Source organism: Paraburkholderia sp. JPY419 (assembly GCF_050435705.1).
GTDB classification, from domain to species: domain Bacteria; phylum Pseudomonadota; class Gammaproteobacteria; order Burkholderiales; family Burkholderiaceae; genus Paraburkholderia; species Paraburkholderia youngii.
On the sequence record NZ_JBNDKV010000002.1, the window covers coordinates 2,709,333 to 2,730,839 of the forward strand.

The following is a 21,507-nucleotide window of genomic DNA, read 5'->3' on the forward strand; positions in this document are numbered from 1 at the left end:
CAATCGATTATAAACGCTTGGCGCAATAGACGGCTGCGCGGTCGCGGTCGGGCGATTGCCGAATGATAAAATCCGCGCATGAAAAAACTCGTCATCCTGATTTCCGGGCGGGGTAGCAACATGGAAGCCATCGTGCGCGCTTGCGCGAGCGAAGGCTGGCCGGCGCGGGTCGCCGCCGTGATTGCCAACCGTCCCGATGCCGCGGGGCTCGCGTTCGCGGCGTCGCACGGCATCGCCACGGCGGTGGTCGACCACCGCCAGTTCCCGGATCGCGACAGCTTCGACGCGGCGCTGGCCGAGCAGATCGACGCTATCGCGCCGGACCTCGTCGTGCTCGCGGGCTTCATGCGGGTGCTGACCGAGCGCTTCGTCGACCATTACGCCGGGCGCATGCTGAATGTGCACCCGTCGCTGCTGCCGAGCTTTCCGGGCCTGAAGACTCACCAGCAGGCGCTCGACGCCGGCGTGCGGTTCCACGGCGCGTCGGTGCATTTTGTCACATCAAAGCTGGATCACGGGCCGATCGTCGTGCAGTCGGCCGTGCCCGTCGAGGCGGGCGATACCGCACAGACGCTCGCCGCACGCGTGCTCGCCACCGAGCACATCATTTATCCACGCGCGGTGCGCTGGTTCGTCGAAGGGCGTCTCGCTCTGGACGGCTCGCGCGTCACGCTTACGCCGTCGGAGCCGCAATGGCTCTTTGCCGGTTACACCGCCGGAGAGGGCGCATGAGATTGCATGGTTTCCTGATTGGACAAACTGAAACGCTGCTGGCCGAAGTACTGCGGCTGAACGGCCCCGCGGACGCCACCACGAGCCGCTTCTTCCGCGCGCATCCGAAGCTCGGCCACGCCGAGCGCGGTGTGATCGCCGAGGCGGTGTTCGCCGTGCTGCGCCGCCGGATGGAGTTCGCGCATCTGGCCGAAAGCGGCACCGGCAGCCCGGCGCGCCGCATGGCCCTGCTGGGCCTGATGCAAACGGTCGGACGCTCGGCGTTGAAGCCGTTCGTCAGCGAGGCCGAGGCGACGTGGCTCGAACACGTGTCGAAGATCGATCCGGAAAGCCTGCCGCTGCGGATTCGCCTGAATCTGCCCGACTGGATCTGCCAGGCTTTGAGCACGCGGTTCGAGGGTCCCGAACTCGCGCAGCTGGCCGCCGCGCTGAACTACCCGGCGCCGCTGGATCTGCGCGCGAATCCGATCAAGGCGAGCCGCGACGACGTGCTGGGCGCGCTGTCGAAGGCCGGCATCGAGGCGGGCGCGACGCCGTTTGCGCCGCTCGGCGTGCGCGTGGTCGGCAAGCCGGCATTGACGAAGCTCGACGCGTTCCAGCAGGGCTGGCTCGAAGTGCAGGACGAGGGCAGCCAGCTGCTGTGCTCGCTGGTCGCGCCGCGGCGCGGCGAGATGATCGTCGATTTCTGCGCGGGCGCGGGCGGCAAGACGCTGGCGCTCGGCGCGGCGATGCGCTCGACCGGCCGACTCTACGCGTTCGACATCTCCGAGCGTCGCCTCGCGAAGCTGAAGCCACGGCTCGCGAGGAGCGGCCTGTCGAACGTGAATCCGGTACTGATCGACAGCGAACACGACGCGAAGATCAAGCGTCTGGCTGGCAAGATCGACCGCGTGCTCGTCGATGCGCCGTGCAGCGGCCTCGGCACGCTGCGCCGCAATCCGGATCTGAAGTGGCGCCAGTCGCCGGAGTCGATCGCCGAGCTGGCGCCGAAGCAGGCGTCGATTCTCGCGAGCGCGGCGCGCCTCGTGAAGAAGGGCGGGCGGCTCGTCTATGCCACGTGCTCGATTCTCGACGCGGAAAACGAGGCGGTCGTGCAGCAGTTTCTCGCCGATCACACTGATTTCGCGCTGGTGCCCGTGCGCGACGTGCTCGCCGAGCAGCGCATCGAGTTGGAGATGGGCGACTACCTGTCGCTGTGGCCGCACCGCCACGCGACCGACGGCTTCTTCGCCGCCGTGCTGGAGCGCCAGAGCTAGGCAACCCGCTGCAGGCCGGCGCGCGCGGATTGGCTGATGAATCCGCACGTGCCGGCGATTTCGGCGACATCATGCACACGACTTTTCCCCACATGTTCAGCGATATCGCGCGCGACTTCGGTCAGCCCGTGATGCTGTGGCAGGTCGCGATCCTGCTCGGGACTCTGCTCGTCGCGTGGCTGCTCGCGCGGACGCTGCGCCGCCGGATCAAGCGGTCGCAAGCGCCGCGCTACGAGAGCCTGCGCTTCGGCATGGAAAGTCTGGATCGAGCGGCTTTTCCGCTGATCGGCGCGGCGCTCGTGTGGCTCGCGCGGGCGATCGCCGGCCAGTTCATGGACACCGCGCTGCTCGATCTGGCGCTGGTGCCGCTCGTCGGCATCGGGCTGATCTACATCGTGTTCTTCTTCGCGCGACGGGTGTTCAACCGCGAAGGGGGCGAGCATCCGTGGCTGTTTCTGGTCGAGAAAATCGTGTCGGTGGTCGTTTGGGTCGGCATGGTGCTCACGCTGTTGGGCATTCAGAACGCCGTGATCGCATGGATGGACAGCGTGAGCTTCCGCGTCGGCAATGCGCATATGACGCTGCTGTCGCTGATCACTGGGCTGCTGTGGGTCGCGGTCACGATGATCGTCGCGATGTGGCTCGGCTCGTCGTTCGAAGACCGCCTGATGCGCTCGAAGACGCTCGACGCGAATCTGAAGGTGGTGGTCGCGCGCGTCGGCCGCGCGGCCTTCGTGCTCGCGGCGATCCTGATCAGCCTGTCGATCGTCGGCATCGACATCACGGTGCTCGGTGTGTTCGGGGGCGCGCTCGGCGTCGGGCTCGGCTTCGGCATGCAGAAGATCGCGAGCAACTACGTGTCGGGCTTCATCATCCTGCTCGACCGCTCGTTGCGGATCGGCGACGCGATCAACGTGGGCGGCCTGCAGGGCCGCGTCACGCAGATCCGCACGCGCTATACCGTCGTGCGCGGACTCGACGGTATCGAAACGCTGATTCCGAACGAGAAATTGATCACCGACGTCGTACAGAACCAGTCGTCGTTTCTGACTCGTGGCCACGCGAGGGTGCCCGTGCAGATCGCCTACACATCCGACGTCGAGCAGGCGATGACGCTGCTCGCCCTGGCCGCGGCCGACGTGCCGCGGGTGCTGAGCGAGCCGGCGCCGACGCCATTTCTGGTCGGTTTCGGCCCGGACGGCATCAATCTCGAGTTGGGCTTCTGGATCGAAGACGCGGCGAGCGGCACACGTGGCGTGCTCTCGGCGGTCAACCGCAACATCTGGCGTCTCTTTTCCGAGCACGGCATCAGGATTCCGCTTGCGCAACGTGAGGTGCGCATCGTCGGTCAGGCCGGCGGCGCAATGCCGCACCCGGCAGCAATGACCGATGCGGTGCCCGACACCGCGACCGGTTCAGCGCTCGGGCCCGCCGACGGGGCCGCCAACGGCGATCGTTAGAGCGAGCTTTTGGCCGTCGCAAGTGATGCGCCAGTGCCGAGGCAATCGCTATCGGCTTGATAGCGCACAAAAAATCCCTATTTGTTACAAACACTTGGAACGCTTCCAGTAGAATATCGTCCTATCCCGCTGTATGCTTTCACTTTCATGACACGCGCGCCGCGTGTGCTTCGTATCTCTCGTTCTGCAGGTAACTTACCTTGTTGAATTCTTTGCTTGATTTCCTTGCCCACGGACTGCTGCATTTCTCGTGGTGGCAACTCATCGTGTACACGCTGATCGTGACGCACATCACGATCATCGGCGTGACCGTCTATCTGCATCGCTGCCAGGCGCACCGCGCGCTGGATCTGCACCCGATTGCGAGCCATTTTTTCCGTTTCTGGCTGTGGATGACCACCGGCATGCTGACCGGCCAGTGGGCGGCGATTCACCGCAAGCATCACGCGAAGTGCGAAACCGAAGAGGATCCGCACAGCCCGCAGACGCGCGGCATCTGGAAGGTGTTGCTCGAAGGCGCCGAACTCTATCGCACCGAAGCAAAAAACGAAGAAACGATGCGCAAGTTCAGTCACGGTACGCCGAATGACTGGCTCGAGCGCAACGTCTACACGAAATACCCGATCCTCGGCGTGAGCCTGATGATGGTGATCAACGTCGCGCTGTTCGGCGTCGTCGGTCTGACCATCTGGGCCGTGCAGATGGTGTGGATTCCTTTCTGGGCCGCGGGCGTGGTCAACGGTCTTGCGCACTTCTGGGGCTATCGCAACTTCAATTCGTCGGATGCGAGCACCAACATTTTCCCGTGGGGCATCATCATCGGTGGCGAGGAACTGCATAACAATCACCACACGTATGCGACGTCCGCGAAGCTGTCGAACAAGTGGTACGAGTTCGACATCGGCTGGATGTACATCCGCATCATGCAGGCGTTTCGTCTGGCCAAGGTGAAGAAGATCGCGCCGACGCCGCGCCTGACCACCGGCAAGCTCGTGCTCGATCAGGACACGCTGCAGGCCGTGCTCGCGAACCGCTACGAAGTGATGGAGCGTTACGCGAAGGCGATCAAGCGCGCGTACCGTCAGGAGCTCGCGCATCTGAAGGAAGTCGGCGCGCGCGAGAAGTATCAGGTGATGCGCGGTGCGCGTAGCTGGTTCCACAAGGAAGAGGCGGGCCTTAATGAGCCGCAGAAGCTCCAGCTGCCGCAGATTTTCGCGAGCAGCCAGAAGCTGAAGACCTACATCGATATGCGCAACGAACTGGCGGCGATGTGGGAGCGCTCCAACGCGTCGCGCGAGCAATTGCTGGCGCAATTGCAGGACTGGTGCCATCGCGCCGAGCAGAGCGGCATCAAGGCGCTGCAAGACTTCGCGATGCGACTGCGTCGATATGCCTGAAATCTATTAAAATTTCAGGACGTCACAAAACCCCGCGTTGGCGGGGTTTTTGCGTTTTTGGGCCGTGGAAACGCATCGCGCGTGTTGCGCGAGTGGCAAGCCGCGGCGGCCAGGTGAGGTGAGAGGAGATGATGGAGCAGCAGGCGATCAGGACCGTCGAATTCGATCGGCCTCAGGCGCAGGGCACGACCTGCGGGATCGGGCAGGCGTGGGCGAAGGTGCCCGAGACGCCGTCCGCGGAAGAGAAGCGGGCGCTGAAGGCGCGCATCCGCGAATTGCTCAAGCGCGAGAAAGCGGTGCTGGTCGCGCATTATTATGTCGACGCTGAATTGCAGGAGCTCGCAGACGAAACCGGCGGCTGCGTGGCCGATTCGCTGGAAATGGCGCGCTTCGGGCGCGATCACGAAGCGCAGACGCTGGTGGTCGCGGGCGTGCGCTTCATGGGTGAGACCGCAAAAATTCTCAGTCCGGACAAGCGCATTCTCATGCCGGATCTGGACGCGACCTGTTCGCTCGACCTCGGCTGTCCGGCCGACGAGTTCTCGGCATTCTGCGACGCACACCCGGACCGCACGGTGGTCGTGTACGCGAACACGAGCGCAGCCGTGAAGGCGCGCGCGGACTGGATGGTAACGTCGTCGATCGGTTTGGAGATCGTCGCCGATCTGCATGCGCGCGGCGAGAAGATCATCTGGGCACCGGACCGTCATCTCGGTAGCTACATCCAGGGCAAGACCGGCGCGGACATGCTGATGTGGCAGGGCTCATGCCTCGTGCACGACGAATTCAAGGGCATCGAGCTCGATCTGCTGCGCGCCGAATATCCGCACGCGAAGGTGCTCGTGCATCCGGAGTCGCCGGCCAACGTGGTCGCGCTGGCGGACGTCGTCGGCTCGACCACGCAGTTGATCGACGCTGCGCAGAAGCTCGACGCGACGCACTTCATCGTCGCGACCGACCTCGGCATCCTGCACAAGATGCAACTCGCCGCGCCCGGCAAGACACTGATTGCCGCGCCGACGGCCGGCAACAGCGCGACCTGCAAGAGCTGCGCGCATTGCCCGTGGATGGCGATGAACGGCCTCGCGAATCTGGCCGATGTGCTGGAGCGCGGCCATAACGAGATCTTCGTCGATCGCGCGATCGGTGAGCGGGCGCGTCTGCCGATCGACCGTATGCTCGATTTCGCGGCACGTCACAAGAAGCGCGTGCAGGCGAGCGGCGATCTCGCGCGCGACGCGCAACTCTATTCGAACGTGGGAGCAGCGTAATGACGGTGGTGCAGAAGGCGCCCGAGCAGGCAGTGGCGCGCGATGGGGCCAACGCAACATCGCCGCTTTTCGCCGAGATTTACGCGCAGTACGGCGAGGCGTTCGACGCTGCGCTCGCGCGCAACGTCGCCGATGCGCTCGCCGAAGATATCGGTAGCGGCGATCAGACCGGCCGCCTCGTGCCTGCCGATGACGTTCGCAACGCGCGCATCATCGTGCGCGAGGAAGCGGTGCTATGCGGCGTGCCTTGGTTCGACGCGGTGATGCGTGCGGTCGATCCGCGCATCGAAGTTCAATGGCGTTACCGCGAGGGCGACCGCATGAGCGCCGATACGACGGTCTGCGATCTGCGCGGGCCGGTACGGGCGCTGCTGACCGCCGAGCGTAACGCGATGAATTTCCTGCAACTGCTGTCGGGCGTGGCAAGCGCAACCCGCCGCTATGTCGACGCGATTGCCCACACGAGCACCCGCGTTCTCGATACGCGCAAGACACTGCCGGGTTTGCGGCTCGCGCAGAAGTACGCGGTGCGCGTCGGCGGCGGTGCCAATCAGCGACTCGCGTTGTACGACGGCATTCTGATCAAGGAGAACCACATTGCGGCGGCCGGCGGAGTGGGTGCGGCGATGGACGCGGCTCTCGCGTTGAATGCGGGCGTGCCCATCCAGATCGAAGTCGAAACGCTCGAACAACTGGAAACCGCGCTCGCGCATCGGGCGGAGTCGATTCTGCTCGACAACTTCTCGTTCGCCATGATGCGCGAGGCGGTTCGCGTCACGGCCGGGCGCGCGGTGCTCGAGGTGTCCGGCGGCGTCAATTTTGAGACCGTGCGCACGATCGCGGAGACGGGCGTGGATCGCGTGTCGATTGGTGCGCTGACCAAGGACGTGCGTGCAACTGACTACTCGATGCGGATCATTTGAGCGTCGCGCGTCTTAGCGCATCGATCGACGCCCACGACGATTGAACAAGGCCATTGCCGGAGTTTGCCGGCAATGGCCTTGTTATTTGCGGCGCCGTTTCAGCGTACGCTCCGGCGCGATGCCATCAGGCATTCGGCCTGCGGACATACTTTGGCGTGAGCACCGTCGGCAGCGCCTTGGGCAATGTGGCCGGCCAGTCGCGACTGAAATGCAGGCCGCGGCTTTCGCGCCGCGAGCGCGCGCCGTCCACGATCAGGGACGCCACGTCGACCAGATTGCGCAGCTCCAGCAGATCGCGGCTTACCTTGAAGTTCGCGTAGTACTCGTGGATTTCGTCGCGCAACAGCGCGAGCCGGTGCTTCGCGCGCTCGAGCCGTTTGTCGGTGCGCACGATGCCGACGTAGTTCCACATCAGCCGGCGCAGTTCGTCCCAGTTGTGCGCGACCACCACTTCCTCGTCCGGATCGGACACGCGGCTTTCGTCCCAAGCCGGCAGCGGCGCATGCACGGCGGCGGCGAAGCCTTCCGCTTCGATCGCCTCGGCAGCGGCGCGGCCGATCACGAGGCATTCGAGCAGCGAATTGCTGGCCAGCCGGTTCGCGCCGTGCAGGCCGGTGCAGGACGTTTCGCCGACCGCGTAGAGACCCGCGAGGTCAGTGCGCCCCGCCAGATCGGTGACGACGCCGCCGCACGTGTAATGCGCGGCCGGCACCACCGGAATCGGCTCTTTCGTGATGTCGATGCCGAACTCGAGGCAGCGGGCGAGGATCGTCGGGAAATGCTCGTGCAGGAACGCGGCCGACTGGTGGCTGATGTCGAGGTACACGCAGTCGATACCGCGTTTCTTGATCTCAAAGTCGATCGCCCGCGCGACGATATCGCGCGGCGCAAGCTCCGCGCGCTCGTCGTGATTGGGCATGAAGCGTGTGCCGTCGGGCAGCTTCAGAATGCCGCCTTCGCCGCGCACTGCTTCCGAAATCAGGAACGACTTCGCGTACGGGTGAAACAGGCACGTCGGGTGGAACTGGATGAATTCCATGTTCGCCACGCGACAGCCGGCGCGCCATGCCATCGCGATGCCGTCGCCGGTCGCGGTGTCGGGGTTGGTCGTGTACAGGTACACCTTGCCCGCGCCGCCGGTCGCGAGCACCGTATGCGGCGCTTCGATCGTAACGGTGCGGCCGCTTTGCAGATCGAGCGCATACAGACCATGGCAGCGGCGGCCGGGTAGGCCGAGGCGTTCGGACGTAATCAGGTCGATCGCGTGATGATCTTCGAACAGCGTGATGTTCGGATGATGGCGCACCTGCTCGCTGAGCGTGGCGACGACCGCATGGCCGGTCGCGTCGGCCGCATGAATGATCCGGCGATGGCTATGGCCGCCTTCGCGCGTCAGATGAAAGCCCAGCTCGGCGGCGTCGTCTTTCGTGAATGGCACGCCCTGTTCGATCAGCCATTCGATCGCATCGCGCCCATGCTCGACGATAAAGCGCGTCGCAGCCTCGTCGCACAGACCGCCACCCGCGATCAGCGTGTCGCGCACGTGATTTTCGACGCTGTCCGCGGAATCCAGCACCGCGGCGATACCGCCTTGCGCCCAGTCGCTCGCGCCCTCGGTCAGCGATCGCTTGGCGATCACAGCAACGCGCCGTGTCTGCGCGAGGTTGAGCGCGACGCTCAAACCAGCCAGACCGCTACCGACAATCGCCACATCGAATTCCATTACCCACATCTCCGTCTTTCATTTTGCGATGACGGCGTGCGAACCGCACGCCGCGAAAACGACAAAGGATACGCGCCACGACGCACTAGCGAAAGCAGGCCGAACGGAATAGGGCGATTTGCGCGGGCATTGCTGCGCTATCGCGAAGCCCGCCCAAAAACAAAAAAGCCTCGCACGGATGCGAGGCTTTTCATGTTTTTGCCTTCGTCAGGCTGGAGAGCCAAGATTACTTGATCTTGGTTTCCTTGTAGTCAACGTGCTTGCGGATGACCGGATCAAACTTCTTGATCAGCATCTTTTCCGGCATGTTGCGTTTGTTCTTCGTGGTCGTGTAGAAGTGACCCGTGCCTGCGGTCGATTCCAGCTTGATCTTGTCGCGTGCGCCTTTCGCCATGATTTACTCCTTAGGCTTCACCGCGTGCGCGCAGGTCTGCGAGCACAGCGTCGATACCGTTCTTGTCGATCAGGCGCAGGCCGGCGTTCGAAATACGCAGACGCACCCAACGGTTTTCGCTTTCCACCCAGATACGGCGGCTTTGCAGGTTCGGCAGGAACCGGCGCTTGGTCTTGTTGTTCGCGTGGGAAACGTTGTTGCCGCTCATCGGCGCTTTCCCAGTTACTTGGCATACGCGTGCCATGAGAGCACTCCTAATACGCTAATTCTGAGTTCGAACGCCGTGAAAGTTTCCCGAAAAGAGCCGCGCTGAGAGTGTGCGAACTTGCGTCGAATTTGCATCGAGGCACTTCGCTACCACAGCCGCCTGACCTTTGCGGAACGCCTTGATGGCTTCGGAACAGGGGGTTGGAAATAGGCAAACCGGAATTCTAGCAGAAAAAAAGCCGCAAAATCAAACCTTATTTGCGACGCCGGGCACGGCGTCGTGCGGTGGCCCTTCCGCTTCCCGCGCTCCAGCAGGCTTGCGTGCGAGCTCCGGCCAGCCGGCGCGGGCGAACGAGTATACGCTGTCCGCGCCGATCACCAGATGATCGATCAGCTGCACATCGACGAGCGCGAGCGCGTCGCGCAGTGTCTGCGTGAGGCGGCAGTCGCTCGCGCTCGGCTCGACGGCGCCGGACGGATGATTGTGCGCAACGATCAGGCTGGCCGCGTTCGCGGCGAGCGCCCGCCGCACGATCTCCCGTGGATACACCGCCATCCGCGTGAGCGAGCCGCGCGCGCTTTCCTCGCAGCGGATCAGCCGATGCCGCGCGTCGAGAAACAGCGACACGAACACCTCCTGCGGCTGTCCGCCGATCAGAAGGCGCAGATAACTTTCGACCGCTTCAGGCGAATTCATCAGCGGGCGCTTGCGCATCTTGTCCACGAGGGAGCGGCGCGCCATTTCCATGATCGCGAGCAACTGCGCCTTTTTTGCAGGGCCAATGCCGCGAATGCCATCGAAATCCTGATAAGTCGCGTCGAGCATCGCGCGCAGTGAGCCGAAACGATCGAGCAGCGTCCGCGCGACGCTGAACACGTCGTGACCGGGCAGGCCGGAGCCGAGCACGAGCGCGATCATTTCGGTGTCCGACAGCACGTCGGGGCCCTGGTCGATCAGTCGCTCGCGCGGCATGTCGCGCCGGAGCCATTTGCCCCGGAACAGTTGCCGCCGGCTGCGGACCGCCGAGTCGGCGGGATCTGAGGGGGTCCTGGCGGAGCGATTGGAGGCGGCTTTCGCGCCGCCCGTGGCGCGTGGGCGCGCCTTCGGTCGCAGTTTTGCCGCAGGTGTTTCGTCGATTGTGCTGGCGAAATCAGCCATATATATAGAGTCCTCCGCGTAAGGTTGACGGCGCACACGCGGCGCAACGCGCCGGACTGCCGTGCCACCCTCACGCGCGACGGACTCAAGCCGGCGCCCGCTAGGTGGCTTACAATAGACGCTTTGCGCACGGCACCCCGACGGTTTGCCACACGCGTCGACTGCGCCCGCGGCGCACGCGTGCAGCGCGCTTCGACTGAGCGAGCATTGCATGAGCATCATCGATATTTCCGAGGTGAAACCCGGTTCACACGTCACGCTGCATTACCGGCTTTCCCTTGCCGATGGCGCCGAAGTGATCAACACGTTCAACGACAAGCCGGGCACGTTGCTGCTCGGTGCAGGTCAACTGGCGCCGCCGCTGGAAGATATTTTGCTGGGTTTGAAGGTGGGCCACCATTCGACCTTTCAGCTAGCGCCGGGTCAGGCGTTCGGCCCACGCAATCCGGATCTGATCCAGCGCGTGTCCCTCGCCACGCTGCGGGAGAACAGCATGATCGGCGAGGATTTTTCCCCGGGTGACCTGGTCGAATTCAACGCGCCGGGCGGCGGGCGCTACGCCGGCGTGCTGAAGGAAGTCGGCGAAACGTCCGCCCTGTTCGATTTCAATCACCCGCTTGCCGGCCAGGCGCTGGCGTTTGAAGTGAAAATCATCGGGATTTTGTAAACATGAGCATCACGGATACGACTCTTGCCGAAGCGGAGATCCTGCTGGCCCAGCCACGCGGTTTCTGCGCCGGCGTCGACCGGGCGATCGAGATCGTCGAGCGAGCCATCAAGCTGTATGGCTCACCGATCTACGTGCGTCACGAAATCGTCCATAACGCCTATGTGGTCGAAGACCTGCGCAAGAAGGGTGCGATCTTCATCGAGAACCTGGAGGAAGTGCCGGCTGGCAACACGGTGATCTTCAGCGCGCATGGCGTGTCGAAAGCCGTGCGTTCGGAGGCGGAGTCACGCGGGCTGCGGGTGTACGACGCGACCTGTCCGCTCGTGACCAAGGTGCATATCGAAGTTGCCAAGATGCGCCAGGACGGTTTCGACATCGTGATGATCGGCCACAAGGGCCACCCGGAAGTGGAAGGCACGATGGGTCAAGCGGCCGAGGGCATGCATCTGGTCGAGGACATCGAAGACGTGCAGGCGCTGCAGCTCGCCGATCCCGAGCGGATCGCGTTCGTCACCCAAACCACGCTGTCGGTCGACGACGCCGCCGAAATCATCGGCGCGCTGAAGGCCAAGTATCCGTCCATCCGTGAGCCGAAGAAGCAGGACATCTGCTATGCCACGCAGAATCGCCAGGACGCCGTGAAGTTCATGGCGCCGAAGTGCGACGTCGTGATCGTCGTCGGCAGTCCGAATAGCTCGAATTCGAACCGCTTGCGCGAGCTCGCCGAGAAGCTCGGCGTACCGGCCTACATGGTCGATTCGCCCGATCAGATCGATCCGGTCTGGGTGGAGGGCAAGCGCCGCATCGGTGTGACCGCCGGTGCGTCGGCGCCCGAGGTGCTCGCCCAGGCAGTGATCGCGCGTCTGCGTGAACTGGGTGTGCGCAACGTGCGTGCGCTAGAAGGCATCGAGGAAAACATCGCGTTTCCGCTGCCGCGCGGGCTCGGTCTGCCAGCCTGACAATCCGTTAGCATCGCTGAAAGGAAAGCGCGCCCTTCGGGCGCGCTTTTTTTATGGCGCGAGTCTGTGGAGGCACTGAGAAAATCAGGTGCGGATCGAATGAATTCGCACGTTTCAGTGCTCTCGCGCACAAACTGTTTTGGAATTGTGATCGGGTGTTTTATTGATTTTCGAGCGATACGCCCCCGTTTTAGCCTAGGCAAAAAGCTTAGGACGAATTAATCATGCACTGAATTGGTGCTCTTGCCGCGCGTGGGATAAAAGGACGTATCCGACGCAAGCCCCGGCCTAGCCGGCATTCACGCCGAGGGACCGCAACACTTGGTGCCATCGGGTTCGGAGACGGTGCAACTGATGCACGCAAACGGATCGCAACCGGGTTGCTCTTTTCCGCGGATTTTGCTTTCAATATCAGGTTGCAATGCAGGAAAACCCCACCGGTTCAACAATATTGCCACCCGCATAATTGGAGTTACAATGCGCGCGTTCTCAAGGCCTTGAGGTCCTGGACAGTGGATTTTGCAAGGCGCAGGAGACCTTACTTGATGCGAGTCAAATTTGCTTACGCCGTGTCCATCGCGGCCGCGGTTGCGATGCTGACCGCGTGCGGCAAGAAACAGGATGGCGAAGCGGCAGCGGGCGCATCGGCGGCTTCGTCCGCTGCGCTCGCCGCCGCGAGCGAAGCGACTATCGTAAAGATTGGTCACGCGGCCCCGTTGACGGGCGGCATCGCGCACCTGGGCAAGGACAACGAAAATGGGGCGCGCCTCGCGGTCGAGGAAATCAATGCGCAGGGTCTGACGATCGACGGTCGCAAGATCCAGCTGCAACTCGACGCGCAGGACGATGCGGCGGACCCGAAAGCGGGCACCGCCGTCGCGCAGAAGCTGGTGGACGATCACGTCGTCGCGGTGATCGGGCACCTGAACTCCGGGGTCTCGATTCCGGCGTCGAAGCTCTATAGCGACGCGAGCATCGTGCAAATCTCGCCGTCGTCGACAAATCCGGCCTACACGCAGCAGGGGTTCAAGACGACTTATAGAGTGGTCGCGACCGACGCGCAGCAGGGTCCGGCGCTCGCCAATTACGCGACGAAGGCGCTGGGCGCCAAACGCATCGCGATCGTGGACGATGCGACCGCCTACGGCAAAGGTCTCGCGGACGAATTCGCGAAGACCGCCGAGGCGAGCGGCGCGAAGATCGTCGCGCGGGAGGCGACGAACGACAAGGCCACGGATTTCCGGGCCATTCTCACGAAGATCAAGAGTGTTCAGCCGGACGCGATTATGTTCGGCGGCATGGACGCGACGGGCGGGCCGTTTACGAAGCAGGCGGCGGCGCTCGGTATCAGGGCAAAAATCCTTGGCGGCGACGGTGTGTGTACCGACAAGGTAGGTGAGCTGGCGGGTACCGCCGTGCAAAACCTGGTCTGTTCGGAAGCAGGACTCGCGCTTTCGAAAATGACCAATGGAGCGGACTTCGAAAAGAAGTACGAGGACCGCTTCCACACGCCGGTGCAGATTTACGCGCCGTTCACGTATGACGCTGTGTACGTGATCGTCGATGCAATGAAGCGCGCTAATTCGATCGAGGCGCCCAAGGTGCTGGCTGCGATGCCTTCGACCGATTACAACGGGGTAATCGGCCACATCGCGTTCGACGACAAGGGTGATTTGAAAGAGGGCGCCATTACACTTTACGACTTCAAGGACGGCAAGAAAGCAGTGCTCGACGTCGTAAAGATGTGATGACGGGAAGTTCGGCCTGACGGCACCGACACCATCCAACGGTGCCGTTTTTGCATCCGCCCAAGGGGAGCTCGCGACCGCATCACGGTCGTCAAGGCAAGCCGGCAGCGGATAACCCTTACCGGTCTTTTACATCAGTACCCGCAGTGCCGTTGAGATTCGTAGTGCATCACCGCCCACCGGCAGATGAAAAACGCGAATCCAGTCGCACGGGCTAAGGAGCAATAAATGGATATCTTCATCCAGCAGATCCTGAATGGACTGGTGCTTGGCAGTGTCTACGCCATCATCGCACTGGGCTATACGATGGTTTACGGCATTCTGGGCATCATCAACTTCGCTCACGGCGATGTGTTGATGGTGGGCGCGATGGTTGCGCTCTCCGCCATAGGTGTGCTGCAGAACCACTTCCCCGGCCTCGGCAACGTGCTGACGCTGGTCATCGCGTTGCTCATCGCGGCGGCGGTCTGCTCGGTGGTCGGCTACACGATCGAACGCGTGGCCTACCGGCCGTTGCGCCGCGCACCGCGTCTCGCGCCGCTGATCACCGCGATCGGTGTGTCGATTCTGCTGCAGACGCTCGCGATGATGATCTGGTCGCGCAATCCGCTGCCGTTCCCGCAGCTGTTGCCCACTGACCCGATCAACGTGATCAAGGCCACCGACACGACGCCCGGCGCCGTGATCTCGATGACCGAAATCGTGATCATCGTGGTGGCGTTCATCGTGATGGGCGGCCTGCTGCTGCTCGTGCATAAGACCAGGCTCGGCCGCGCGATGCGCGCAATCGCCGAGAATCCGAACGTCGCGAGCCTGATGGGTGTGAGCCCGAACTTCGTGATTTCGGCGACCTTCATGATCGGCTCGGCGCTCGCGGCGCTCGCCGGCGTGATGATCGCGTCCGAATACGGCAACGCGCACTTCTACATGGGCTTCATCCCTGGCCTGAAGGCCTTTACCGCGGCGGTGCTCGGCGGTATCGGCAATCTCGGCGGCGCGATGGTCGGCGGCGTGCTGCTCGGCCTGATCGAGCAGTTGGGCGCCGGCTATATCGGCAACCTCACGGGCGGCGTGTTCGGTAGTAACTACCAGGACGTGTTCGCGTTCATCGTGCTGATCGTCGTGCTCGTGTTCCGTCCGTCGGGTCTGCTCGGCGAACGTGTCGCGGATCGCGCCTGATCCCGGGCCACAAGGAGTCAACAATCATGACCTCAATTCAACCGATCGAGCCGTCCACAACGCTCATCCCCGAAAAGAACCGCACGAAGACGCTGACCATCGGCATCCTTACGACGATCTTCGTGATCGCCGCGCCGATGATCATCGGCGCGGCGGGCGGCAACTACTGGGTCCGCGTGCTCGACTTCGCGATGCTGTACGTGATGCTCGCGCTGGGCCTGAACGTGGTGGTGGGCTTTGCCGGCCTGCTGGACTTGGGCTACATCGCGTTCTACGCGATCGGTGCCTACACGGCCGCGCTGCTGAGCTCGCCGCACCTGTCGACGCAATTCGAGTGGATCGCGGCGCTCGCGCCGCACGGTTTGAACGTGCCGATCTGGATCATCGTGCCGATCGCGATGGCGCTGGCCGCGATGTTCGGGATTCTGCTCGGCGCGCCGACGCTGCGTCTGCGCGGCGACTACCTGGCGATCGTGACCCTCGGCTTCGGGGAAATCGTGCGGATTTTCATGAACAACCTTGACCGTCCGGTGAACATCACCAATGGTCCGAAGGGGATCACCGGGATCGCGCCGGTGCAGATCGGCGGCTTCAGCTTCGCGCAGTCGCACTCGCTGTTCGGCATGCAGTTCCCGGCGGTGTACCTGTACTACTACCTGTTCGTGCTGTGCGCGCTGTTCGTGATCTGGACGTGTACGCGTCTGCAGCATTCGCGTATCGGCCGCGCGTGGGCCGCGATCCGCGAAGATGAAATTGCCGCCAAGGCGATGGGCATCAACACCCGCAACGTGAAGCTGCTCGCGTTCGCGATGGGCGCGTCGTTCGGCGGCTTGTCGGGCGCGATGTTCGGTGCGTTCCAGGGCTTCGTGTCGCCGGAGTCGTTCACGTTCTGGGAATCGGTCGTTGTGCTCGCCTGTGTGGTGCTCGGCGGCATGGGCCACATTCCCGGCGTGATTCTCGGCGCGGTGCTGCTCGCTGTGTTCCCCGAGTTCCTGCGCTCCACGATGGGTCCGCTGCAGAACATGATCTTCGGCCATGAAATCGTCGATACCGAAGTGATCCGTCAGCTGCTGTACGGTCTGGCGATGGTCGTGATCATGCTGTATCGCTCGGAAGGCCTGTGGCCCGCGCCGAAGCACGAAGACAAGATTGCGAAACTGGCGAAGCGTAGCGGCAAGAAGCCGGTGCGCGCATAAGGTCCGGTGGAGAAGAAGACATGAGCGATAACGTAAGCAACAACGCGGCGATCCGTCTGTCGGTGAAGGGCGTCAACAAGCGCTTCGGCGGTTTGCAGGCGCTTTCCGAGGTCGGCCTGCAGATCCGCGCGGGCGAAATCTACGGTCTGATCGGCCCGAACGGCGCCGGCAAGACGACCTTCTTCAACGTGATCACGGGTCTGTACACGCCGGATTCGGGCGAGTTCAAGCTCGACGGCGAGAACTACACGCCGACCGCGGTCTATCAGGTCGCGAAGGCGGGCATTGCGCGCACGTTCCAGAACATTCGCCTTTTCGGCGGCATGACCGCGCTCGAAAACGTGATGGTCGGCCGTCATGTGCGCACCAAACACGGTCTGCTCGGCGCGGTATTCCAGACCCCGGCCGAACGCCAGGAAGAGCGCGAGATCAAGGAGCGCGCGCTCGAACTGCTCGACTACGTCGGCATCACGCAGTACGCGGACTACACGTCGCGCAACCTGTCGTATGGCCACCAGCGTCGTCTGGAGATCGCGCGTGCGCTGGCGACCGATCCGAAGCTGCTCGCGCTCGACGAACCGGCGGCCGGCATGAACGCCACCGAAAAGGTCGAGCTGACCAAGCTGCTCGACAAGATCCGCGCGGACGGCAAGACGATTCTGCTGATCGAACACGACGTAAAGCTCGTGATGGGCCTGTGCAACCAGATGACGGTGCTCGACTATGGCAAGGTGATCGCACAGGGTCTGCCGCAGGACGTGCAGAAGGATGCGAAGGTGATCGAAGCTTATCTGGGTGCGGGGGTCCACTGATGTCCACGACGCAAGCAATGTTGAAAATCAAGGGCCTGCAGGTCAACTACGGCGGCATCCAGGCGGTCAAGGGTGTCGACCTCGAGGTCGGGCAGGGCGAACTCGTTACGCTGATCGGCGCGAACGGCGCGGGCAAGACCACGACGATGAAGGCGATCACCGGCCTGAAGGCGTACGCGGCCGGCGACATCGAGTACATGGGCCAGTCGATCAAAGGCCTGCCCGCGCACGAGCTGCTCAAGCGCGGTCTCGCGATGGTGCCGGAAGGTCGCGGCATCTTCGCGCGTATGTCGATCGTCGAGAACATGCAGATGGGCGCGTATCTGCGCAACGATGCCGACGGTATCAAGTCGGACGTCGAGCGCATGTTCGGCTTCTTCCCGCGTCTGAAGGAGCGCGCCTCGCAATACGCGGGCACGTTGTCGGGCGGCGAGCAGCAGATGCTCGCCATGGCGCGCGCGATCATCTCGCGCCCGAAACTGCTGCTGCTCGACGAACCGTCGATGGGTCTGTCGCCGATCATGGTCGAGAAGATCTTCGAAGTGGTGCGCTCGATTTCCGCTGAAGGTATGACGGTGCTGCTCGTCGAGCAGAACGCGCGGCTCGCGCTGCAGGCGGCCAATCGCGGCTACGTGATGGACTCCGGTCTTATCACGATGTCGGGCGACGCGAAGCAGATGCTCGACGATCCGAAGGTGCGGGCCGCTTACCTGGGTGAATGAGTAGCTGAAGAGTTGGACGTGTGCCATTTTTCGCACACCTCCTTCTTGCAACGCGCCGCACGATGCAACATCGTGCGGCGCGTTTTTTCTTGCTGACCCGTGCGTGAATTATGGGAGTTTCCCGATAACCGCACTGATTTCGTCTTTGGTAAACGCACGCAGTGTTTGCGAGCGGACATTGCCGGCCGAGCCGAGCGCGAAGCCGAAGGCGAGGAAGCTCTGCTCGTCTGCCGCTTCGATGACCGAGACAATGTCGTATTCCCCCAAGGTCCAGTAGATCTGCTTCATCTCGCAGCCAAAAGTTTTCGCCATCTCCGCCGTCTGCCCGGCTCGCTGCGCTGTGTTCTTGATCGCGCGGATCCCCTGATCCGTGAATTGCAGGAGCACCACATAAGTCGCCATGAAGATTCCCCTTAGGATTCAAACGCGTTGGGACTCGGATGCATGAGCCGCCGCGGGGAGCGTCGCGAACCGCCGCGAACGTCTCATCCAGCCCGGCGTCGTCTCTTGCGTAAACGATTCTAGGCAATCCGTCTGCCCGCCATCTGCTATTTGTCCGAATTCGCCGATATGTGCGCCGCACGTGAGAGAACCATGAAAAAGGCCGCATGCGCCAACCAGCGCATGCGGCCGTCTTTAATCAGGTGTACGACGCGAATCAACCCGCCGGGGCTGCATCCGCGTATTGGCCGAGGCGCTTGCCGAGGCTGATCACCGCATCGGCGCGATAGCCGAGCGCATCGTAGAACGCGCGCACTTCAGCCGACGCCGACGTCAATACCTGCAAGTTCAGCTTCGGACAACCAAGCTTCGTCAGCTCGCTCTCGACGTGCGCGACGAGCCGCGTGCCGATGCCATGACGTCGCAGCGATGCGTCGACCGCAAGCGAATACAGCCAGCCGCGGTGTCCGTCATAGCCGCCCATCACGGTGCCGACGATGCGGCCGTCGAGCACCGCGACGAAGAACAGCTCCGGTTGCGTCGCGAGCTTGTTCGCGATCGACAGACGCGGATTGCGCTGCGGTCGCGTCACGTCGCGATATTCGGGAAACACCTGCTGCCATAGCGCGATCACCGCTTCGGTATCGCTCGCGTCGAAGCGGCGGATCGACAGCGTCGCGTTCGTCGTCATCGGTGCGCTCCGGGGCTGATTACAGCGAGTCGAGAACTGAGCGCAGCATCGCCAGCATCTGGTCGATCTCTTCGGTCGTCACGTTCAGCGCCGGCATGAAACGCAGCAGGTTCGGACGCGCGGCGTTCAGCAGCACGCCGTCGGGCTGCATTTCGCGTGCCTTCTCGACGATCTGGTTGCCGATGTCCTTGCCGAGCAGCAGCGCGCGCAGCAGACCCTCGCCGCGCTCGCCCTTGAAGCCGCGTTCCTCGGACAGCTCGAGCAGCTTCGTGCGCAGATATTCGCCGCGCGAGCGGACGCCTTCGAGGAAGCCCGGCGCCGTCAGCTGCGAGATCACCGAGTAGCCGACCGCGGTCATCAGCGGATTGCCGTTGTAGGTGCCGCCCTGGTCGCCCGCTTCGAACACGGCGATTTCCGCCTTCGACAGCAGCGCCGCGAGCGGCACGCCGCCGCCGATGCCCTTGCCGAGCGTCATGATGTCCGGCTCGATGCCCGACAGCTGATACGCGAACAGCGTGCCGGCGCGACCGCAGCCGCTTTGCACTTCATCGACGATCAGCAGAATGTTGTGCTTTTTCGTCAGCTCGCGCAGTTGCTGCATGAATTCGCGGGTTGCGGGAATCACGCCGCCTTCGCCCTGGATCGGCTCGAGCATCACCGCGACGGTCTTCGCGTTGATCAGCTTTTCCACCGACGCGATGTCGTTCAGGTCCGCCTTCGGGAAGCCCGGCACCTGCGGTGCGTAGATCGTGTCCCAGCCCGGCTTGCCGCTGGCCGACATCGTCGCGAGCGTGCGGCCGTGGAAGCTGTGGTCGAACGTGATGATCTCGAACGCGCCGTCCTTGAACTTCTTGCCCCACTTGCGCGCGAGCTTGATCGCGCCTTCGTTCGCCTCGGCGCCGCTGTTCGCGAAGAACACCTTGTCGAAGCAGCTGTGCTGCGTGAGCAGGTCCGCGAGCTTCGCCATCGGCTCGTTGTAGAACGCCGGCGACGGGTTGATCAGCAGCTTGGCCTGGCTGTTCAGCGCTTCGATCATGCCGTCGTTGCAGTGGCCGAGGCTGTTGACCGCCCAGCCCTGAATGAAATCCAGGTAGCGCTTGCCGTTGTTGTCGTAAATCCACGAGCCTTTACCGTGCGTAAAAACGATTTCGGGCCGGTTCGTGATGTACATCAGCGAATCGATTGGATACTCATTGAAATTCATGACGGCAGGCTCCAGGCAAAAGGGTAAGAGCAGGGTGAAGAAACGGTGACGGTTTGGCCAATAAAAACGGCGGCCGGAAAACAGAAAAGCCACGGCATGCCGTGGCTTTCATGATTCGAACAGCTTGCGCCCAGGTTTGAGTGTGGCGCGAGTCCGTGACGAAGCCAGCGGCGTCCCTAGGGGAGCGGCGAGCGGCGACGTCGGAGTTCGGACTGGATGCGGTTCATGCGCGAAAGAATACGATAAGAAAAGCACCGGTGTAAACCATGAATTTGCACTGGTGCTGCATCGGGGCGAAATTGCCGGCGTGCAATCAGACCGCGTTCGCGAGATCGGCCGCGCTCGTGAACGAGTCCGCGTAGAACTCGTCTTCCGGCAGCTTGTGATGCTGCGTGAAGTCGCGCAGCGCCGATTCGACCATCACCGGCGCGCCGCATGCGTACACCTGGTAGGCCGACAGATCGGGCAGATCCTCGATCACCGCGCGATGCACGAAGCCCGTGCGGCCCGTCCATGCGTCGCCCGCATCGGGCTCGGAGAGCACCGGCACGAACTTGAAGTTCGGAATCTCGCGCGCCCATTGCTCGGCGAGTTCGAGCAGATAGAGGTCTTTCTTGCGGCGCGCGCCCCAGTAGAGCGTCATGGGGCGCGTGATGTTCTTGAACACCGCATGCTCGACGATCGCCTTCAGAGGCGCGAAGCCGGTGCCCGATGCGAGCAGCACGATCGGCTTGTCCGAATCTTCGCGCAGGAAGAACGTGCCGAGCGGCGCTTCGAAGCGCAGGATGTCGCGCTCCTTCATCGTGCTGAACACGTGATCGGTGAACGCACCGCCGGGCATATGGCGGATGTGCAGCTCGATCGGGCCTTCGACGTGCGGCGCATTCGCCATCGAATAGCTGCGGCGCTTGCCGTCCTTCAGGATGAATTCGAGGTACTGGCCGGCCAGATATTGCAGGCGCTCGTTCGCGGGCAGTTGCAGCTTCACGACGATCACATCGTCGGCCTTGCGCTCGATCGCGTTTACGCGACACGGCAGCTTCTTGACTTGCACGTCGCCGACGCCGGCCACTTCGCGGATGTCGACTTCGAGATCGGAGCACGCGGTCGCGCAGCACAGGAGCGCCATGCCGCGGGTCTTTTCGTCGTTCGACAGCGCCGACGACGAGTGCGCGCGCTGTTCGACCTCGCCGCTCACGACCGTGCCCTTGCACGAACCGCACGCGCCGTTCTTGCAGCCGTACGGCAGGCCGATGCCTTGGCGCAGGGCTGCGGAGAGCACCGGTTCGTCCTGTTCTACCTGAAACTGCCGGCCGCTTTGCCGGAGCGTGACGTTAAATGCCATAAAGTGTTCGGAATCGAA

Annotated in this window: 21 protein-coding genes; 13 read left to right on the forward strand and 8 right to left on the reverse strand. The window is 63.1% G+C overall.

The window, feature by feature from the left end; genetic code table 11:
* Positions 1-78 precede the first annotated feature (78 nt).
* From purN to nadC, 6 genes are all read left to right on the forward strand, one after another.
* Positions 79-732 (forward strand): phosphoribosylglycinamide formyltransferase, encoded by a 654-nt coding sequence (gene purN / locus QFZ91_RS18620; RefSeq protein WP_176121674.1) that lies wholly within the window; start codon positions 79-81, stop codon positions 730-732.
* The gene (locus tag QFZ91_RS18625; protein ID WP_176105246.1) at positions 729-1,988 is read left to right on the forward strand and encodes an RsmB/NOP family class I SAM-dependent RNA methyltransferase; all 1,260 of its coding nucleotides are present in this window, start codon (positions 729-731) and stop codon (positions 1,986-1,988) included. The genes purN and QFZ91_RS18625 overlap by 4 nt, the downstream gene beginning before the upstream one ends.
* A 71-nt stretch (positions 1,989-2,059) precedes the next feature.
* Entirely contained in the window at positions 2,060-3,448 is a 1,389-nt protein-coding gene (locus QFZ91_RS18630) for a mechanosensitive ion channel family protein (RefSeq protein WP_429568030.1), read from the forward strand.
* Positions 3,449-3,648: 200 nt separating this feature from the next.
* Positions 3,649-4,845, forward strand: a complete 1,197-nt coding sequence (locus tag QFZ91_RS18635; RefSeq protein ID WP_176385386.1) for a DesA family fatty acid desaturase — start codon at positions 3,649-3,651, stop codon at positions 4,843-4,845.
* A 131-nt stretch (positions 4,846-4,976) separates the two neighbouring features.
* On the forward strand, positions 4,977-6,116 hold the full coding sequence (nadA, locus tag QFZ91_RS18640) for a quinolinate synthase NadA (protein WP_176110268.1): 1,140 nt from the start codon (positions 4,977-4,979) through the stop codon (positions 6,114-6,116).
* On the forward strand, positions 6,116-7,039 hold the full coding sequence (gene nadC / locus QFZ91_RS18645; protein ID WP_429568031.1) for a carboxylating nicotinate-nucleotide diphosphorylase: 924 nt from the start codon (positions 6,116-6,118) through the stop codon (positions 7,037-7,039). Before nadA ends, nadC begins: the two co-directional genes overlap by 1 nt.
* A 124-nt stretch (positions 7,040-7,163) precedes the next feature.
* Here the strand turns inward: nadC and nadB are convergent, their stop codons facing one another.
* The 4 genes from nadB to radC all read right to left on the reverse strand — a co-directional run bounded on the left by nadB (position 7,164) and on the right by radC (position 10,522).
* Entirely contained in the window at positions 7,164-8,762 is a 1,599-nt protein-coding gene (gene nadB / locus QFZ91_RS18650; RefSeq protein WP_429568032.1) for an L-aspartate oxidase, read from the reverse strand.
* Between the two features lie 226 nt (positions 8,763-8,988).
* Entirely contained in the window at positions 8,989-9,156 is a 168-nt protein-coding gene (gene rpmG, locus QFZ91_RS18655; RefSeq protein WP_008919555.1) for a 50S ribosomal protein L33, read from the reverse strand.
* A gap of 10 nt (positions 9,157-9,166) precedes the next feature.
* Positions 9,167-9,400, reverse strand: a complete 234-nt coding sequence (gene rpmB, locus QFZ91_RS18660) for a 50S ribosomal protein L28 (RefSeq protein ID WP_006050117.1) — start codon at positions 9,398-9,400, stop codon at positions 9,167-9,169.
* A gap of 210 nt (positions 9,401-9,610) precedes the next feature.
* Positions 9,611-10,522, reverse strand: a complete 912-nt coding sequence (gene radC, locus QFZ91_RS18665; RefSeq protein WP_429568033.1) for a RadC family protein — start codon at positions 10,520-10,522, stop codon at positions 9,611-9,613.
* Positions 10,523-10,733: 211 nt separating this feature from the next.
* Between radC and QFZ91_RS18670 the strand changes: the two genes are divergently transcribed.
* From QFZ91_RS18670 to QFZ91_RS18700, 7 genes are all read left to right on the forward strand, one after another.
* Positions 10,734-11,189, forward strand: coding sequence for an FKBP-type peptidyl-prolyl cis-trans isomerase (locus tag QFZ91_RS18670; protein WP_429568034.1), 456 nt, complete (start codon positions 10,734-10,736; stop codon positions 11,187-11,189).
* A 2-nt stretch (positions 11,190-11,191) separates the two neighbouring features.
* Entirely contained in the window at positions 11,192-12,151 is a 960-nt protein-coding gene (ispH, locus tag QFZ91_RS18675; protein WP_176385394.1) for a 4-hydroxy-3-methylbut-2-enyl diphosphate reductase, read from the forward strand.
* Positions 12,152-12,696: 545 nt separating this feature from the next.
* Positions 12,697-13,899 (forward strand): branched-chain amino acid ABC transporter substrate-binding protein, encoded by a 1,203-nt coding sequence (locus QFZ91_RS18680; protein ID WP_429568035.1) that lies wholly within the window; start codon positions 12,697-12,699, stop codon positions 13,897-13,899.
* Between the two features lie 228 nt (positions 13,900-14,127).
* Complete coding sequence (locus tag QFZ91_RS18685) at positions 14,128-15,078, forward strand: branched-chain amino acid ABC transporter permease (RefSeq protein WP_429568036.1); 951 nt, start codon at positions 14,128-14,130, stop codon at positions 15,076-15,078.
* Positions 15,079-15,104: 26 nt separating this feature from the next.
* Positions 15,105-16,274: an ABC transporter permease subunit gene (locus tag QFZ91_RS18690; RefSeq protein WP_013094583.1), complete on the forward strand. Its 1,170-nt coding sequence runs from the start codon at positions 15,105-15,107 to the stop codon at positions 16,272-16,274.
* Positions 16,275-16,294: 20 nt separating this feature from the next.
* Positions 16,295-17,086 carry an ABC transporter ATP-binding protein gene (locus QFZ91_RS18695; RefSeq protein ID WP_027198609.1) on the forward strand — a complete coding sequence of 264 codons (792 nt, stop codon included), beginning with the start codon at positions 16,295-16,297 and terminating at the stop codon, positions 17,084-17,086.
* A 17-nt stretch (positions 17,087-17,103) separates the two neighbouring features.
* Complete coding sequence (locus QFZ91_RS18700; RefSeq protein ID WP_375792148.1) at positions 17,104-17,808, forward strand: ABC transporter ATP-binding protein; 705 nt, start codon at positions 17,104-17,106, stop codon at positions 17,806-17,808.
* A 108-nt stretch (positions 17,809-17,916) separates the two neighbouring features.
* Here QFZ91_RS18700 and QFZ91_RS18705 read toward each other — a convergent pair whose 3' ends face one another.
* From QFZ91_RS18705 to QFZ91_RS18720, 4 genes are all read right to left on the reverse strand, one after another.
* Positions 17,917-18,210, reverse strand: a complete 294-nt coding sequence (locus QFZ91_RS18705; protein WP_429568037.1) for a GYD domain-containing protein — start codon at positions 18,208-18,210, stop codon at positions 17,917-17,919.
* Positions 18,211-18,466: 256 nt separating this feature from the next.
* Positions 18,467-18,940 (reverse strand): GNAT family acetyltransferase, encoded by a 474-nt coding sequence (locus tag QFZ91_RS18710; protein WP_429568038.1) that lies wholly within the window; start codon positions 18,938-18,940, stop codon positions 18,467-18,469.
* A 19-nt stretch (positions 18,941-18,959) separates the two neighbouring features.
* Positions 18,960-20,144 (reverse strand): acetylornithine transaminase, encoded by a 1,185-nt coding sequence (locus QFZ91_RS18715; protein ID WP_429568039.1) that lies wholly within the window; start codon positions 20,142-20,144, stop codon positions 18,960-18,962.
* 313 nt (positions 20,145-20,457) lie between these two features.
* On the reverse strand, positions 20,458-21,489 hold the full coding sequence (locus QFZ91_RS18720) for a CDP-6-deoxy-delta-3,4-glucoseen reductase (protein ID WP_429568040.1): 1,032 nt from the start codon (positions 21,487-21,489) through the stop codon (positions 20,458-20,460).
* Positions 21,490-21,507 lie beyond the last annotated feature (18 nt).

Coding starts and splice junctions, on each gene's coding strand:
- QFZ91_RS18705 (WP_429568037.1), bottom strand. CDS start 18,210: ATGGCGACTTATGTGGTGCTCCTGCAATTCACGGATCAGGGGATCCGC.
- QFZ91_RS18625 (WP_176105246.1), top strand. CDS start 729: ATGAGATTGCATGGTTTCCTGATTGGACAAACTGAAACGCTGCTGGCC.
- QFZ91_RS18700 (WP_375792148.1), top strand. CDS start 17,104: ATGTTGAAAATCAAGGGCCTGCAGGTCAACTACGGCGGCATCCAGGCG.
- purN (WP_176121674.1), top strand. CDS start 79: ATGAAAAAACTCGTCATCCTGATTTCCGGGCGGGGTAGCAACATGGAA.
- QFZ91_RS18630 (WP_429568030.1), top strand. CDS start 2,060: ATGCACACGACTTTTCCCCACATGTTCAGCGATATCGCGCGCGACTTC.
- QFZ91_RS18720 (WP_429568040.1), bottom strand. CDS start 21,489: ATGGCATTTAACGTCACGCTCCGGCAAAGCGGCCGGCAGTTTCAGGTA.
- QFZ91_RS18695 (WP_027198609.1), top strand. CDS start 16,295: ATGAGCGATAACGTAAGCAACAACGCGGCGATCCGTCTGTCGGTGAAG.
- QFZ91_RS18670 (WP_429568034.1), top strand. CDS start 10,734: ATGAGCATCATCGATATTTCCGAGGTGAAACCCGGTTCACACGTCACG.
- rpmG (WP_008919555.1), bottom strand. CDS start 9,156: ATGGCGAAAGGCGCACGCGACAAGATCAAGCTGGAATCGACCGCAGGC.
- nadA (WP_176110268.1), top strand. CDS start 4,977: ATGGAGCAGCAGGCGATCAGGACCGTCGAATTCGATCGGCCTCAGGCG.
- QFZ91_RS18690 (WP_013094583.1), top strand. CDS start 15,105: ATGACCTCAATTCAACCGATCGAGCCGTCCACAACGCTCATCCCCGAA.
- QFZ91_RS18710 (WP_429568038.1), bottom strand. CDS start 18,940: ATGACGACGAACGCGACGCTGTCGATCCGCCGCTTCGACGCGAGCGAT.
- nadC (WP_429568031.1), top strand. CDS start 6,116: ATGACGGTGGTGCAGAAGGCGCCCGAGCAGGCAGTGGCGCGCGATGGG.
- ispH (WP_176385394.1), top strand. CDS start 11,192: ATGAGCATCACGGATACGACTCTTGCCGAAGCGGAGATCCTGCTGGCC.
- rpmB (WP_006050117.1), bottom strand. CDS start 9,400: ATGGCACGCGTATGCCAAGTAACTGGGAAAGCGCCGATGAGCGGCAAC.
- QFZ91_RS18715 (WP_429568039.1), bottom strand. CDS start 20,144: ATGAATTTCAATGAGTATCCAATCGATTCGCTGATGTACATCACGAAC.
- nadB (WP_429568032.1), bottom strand. CDS start 8,762: ATGGAATTCGATGTGGCGATTGTCGGTAGCGGTCTGGCTGGTTTGAGC.
- QFZ91_RS18680 (WP_429568035.1), top strand. CDS start 12,697: ATGCGAGTCAAATTTGCTTACGCCGTGTCCATCGCGGCCGCGGTTGCG.
- radC (WP_429568033.1), bottom strand. CDS start 10,522: ATGGCTGATTTCGCCAGCACAATCGACGAAACACCTGCGGCAAAACTG.
- QFZ91_RS18685 (WP_429568036.1), top strand. CDS start 14,128: ATGGATATCTTCATCCAGCAGATCCTGAATGGACTGGTGCTTGGCAGT.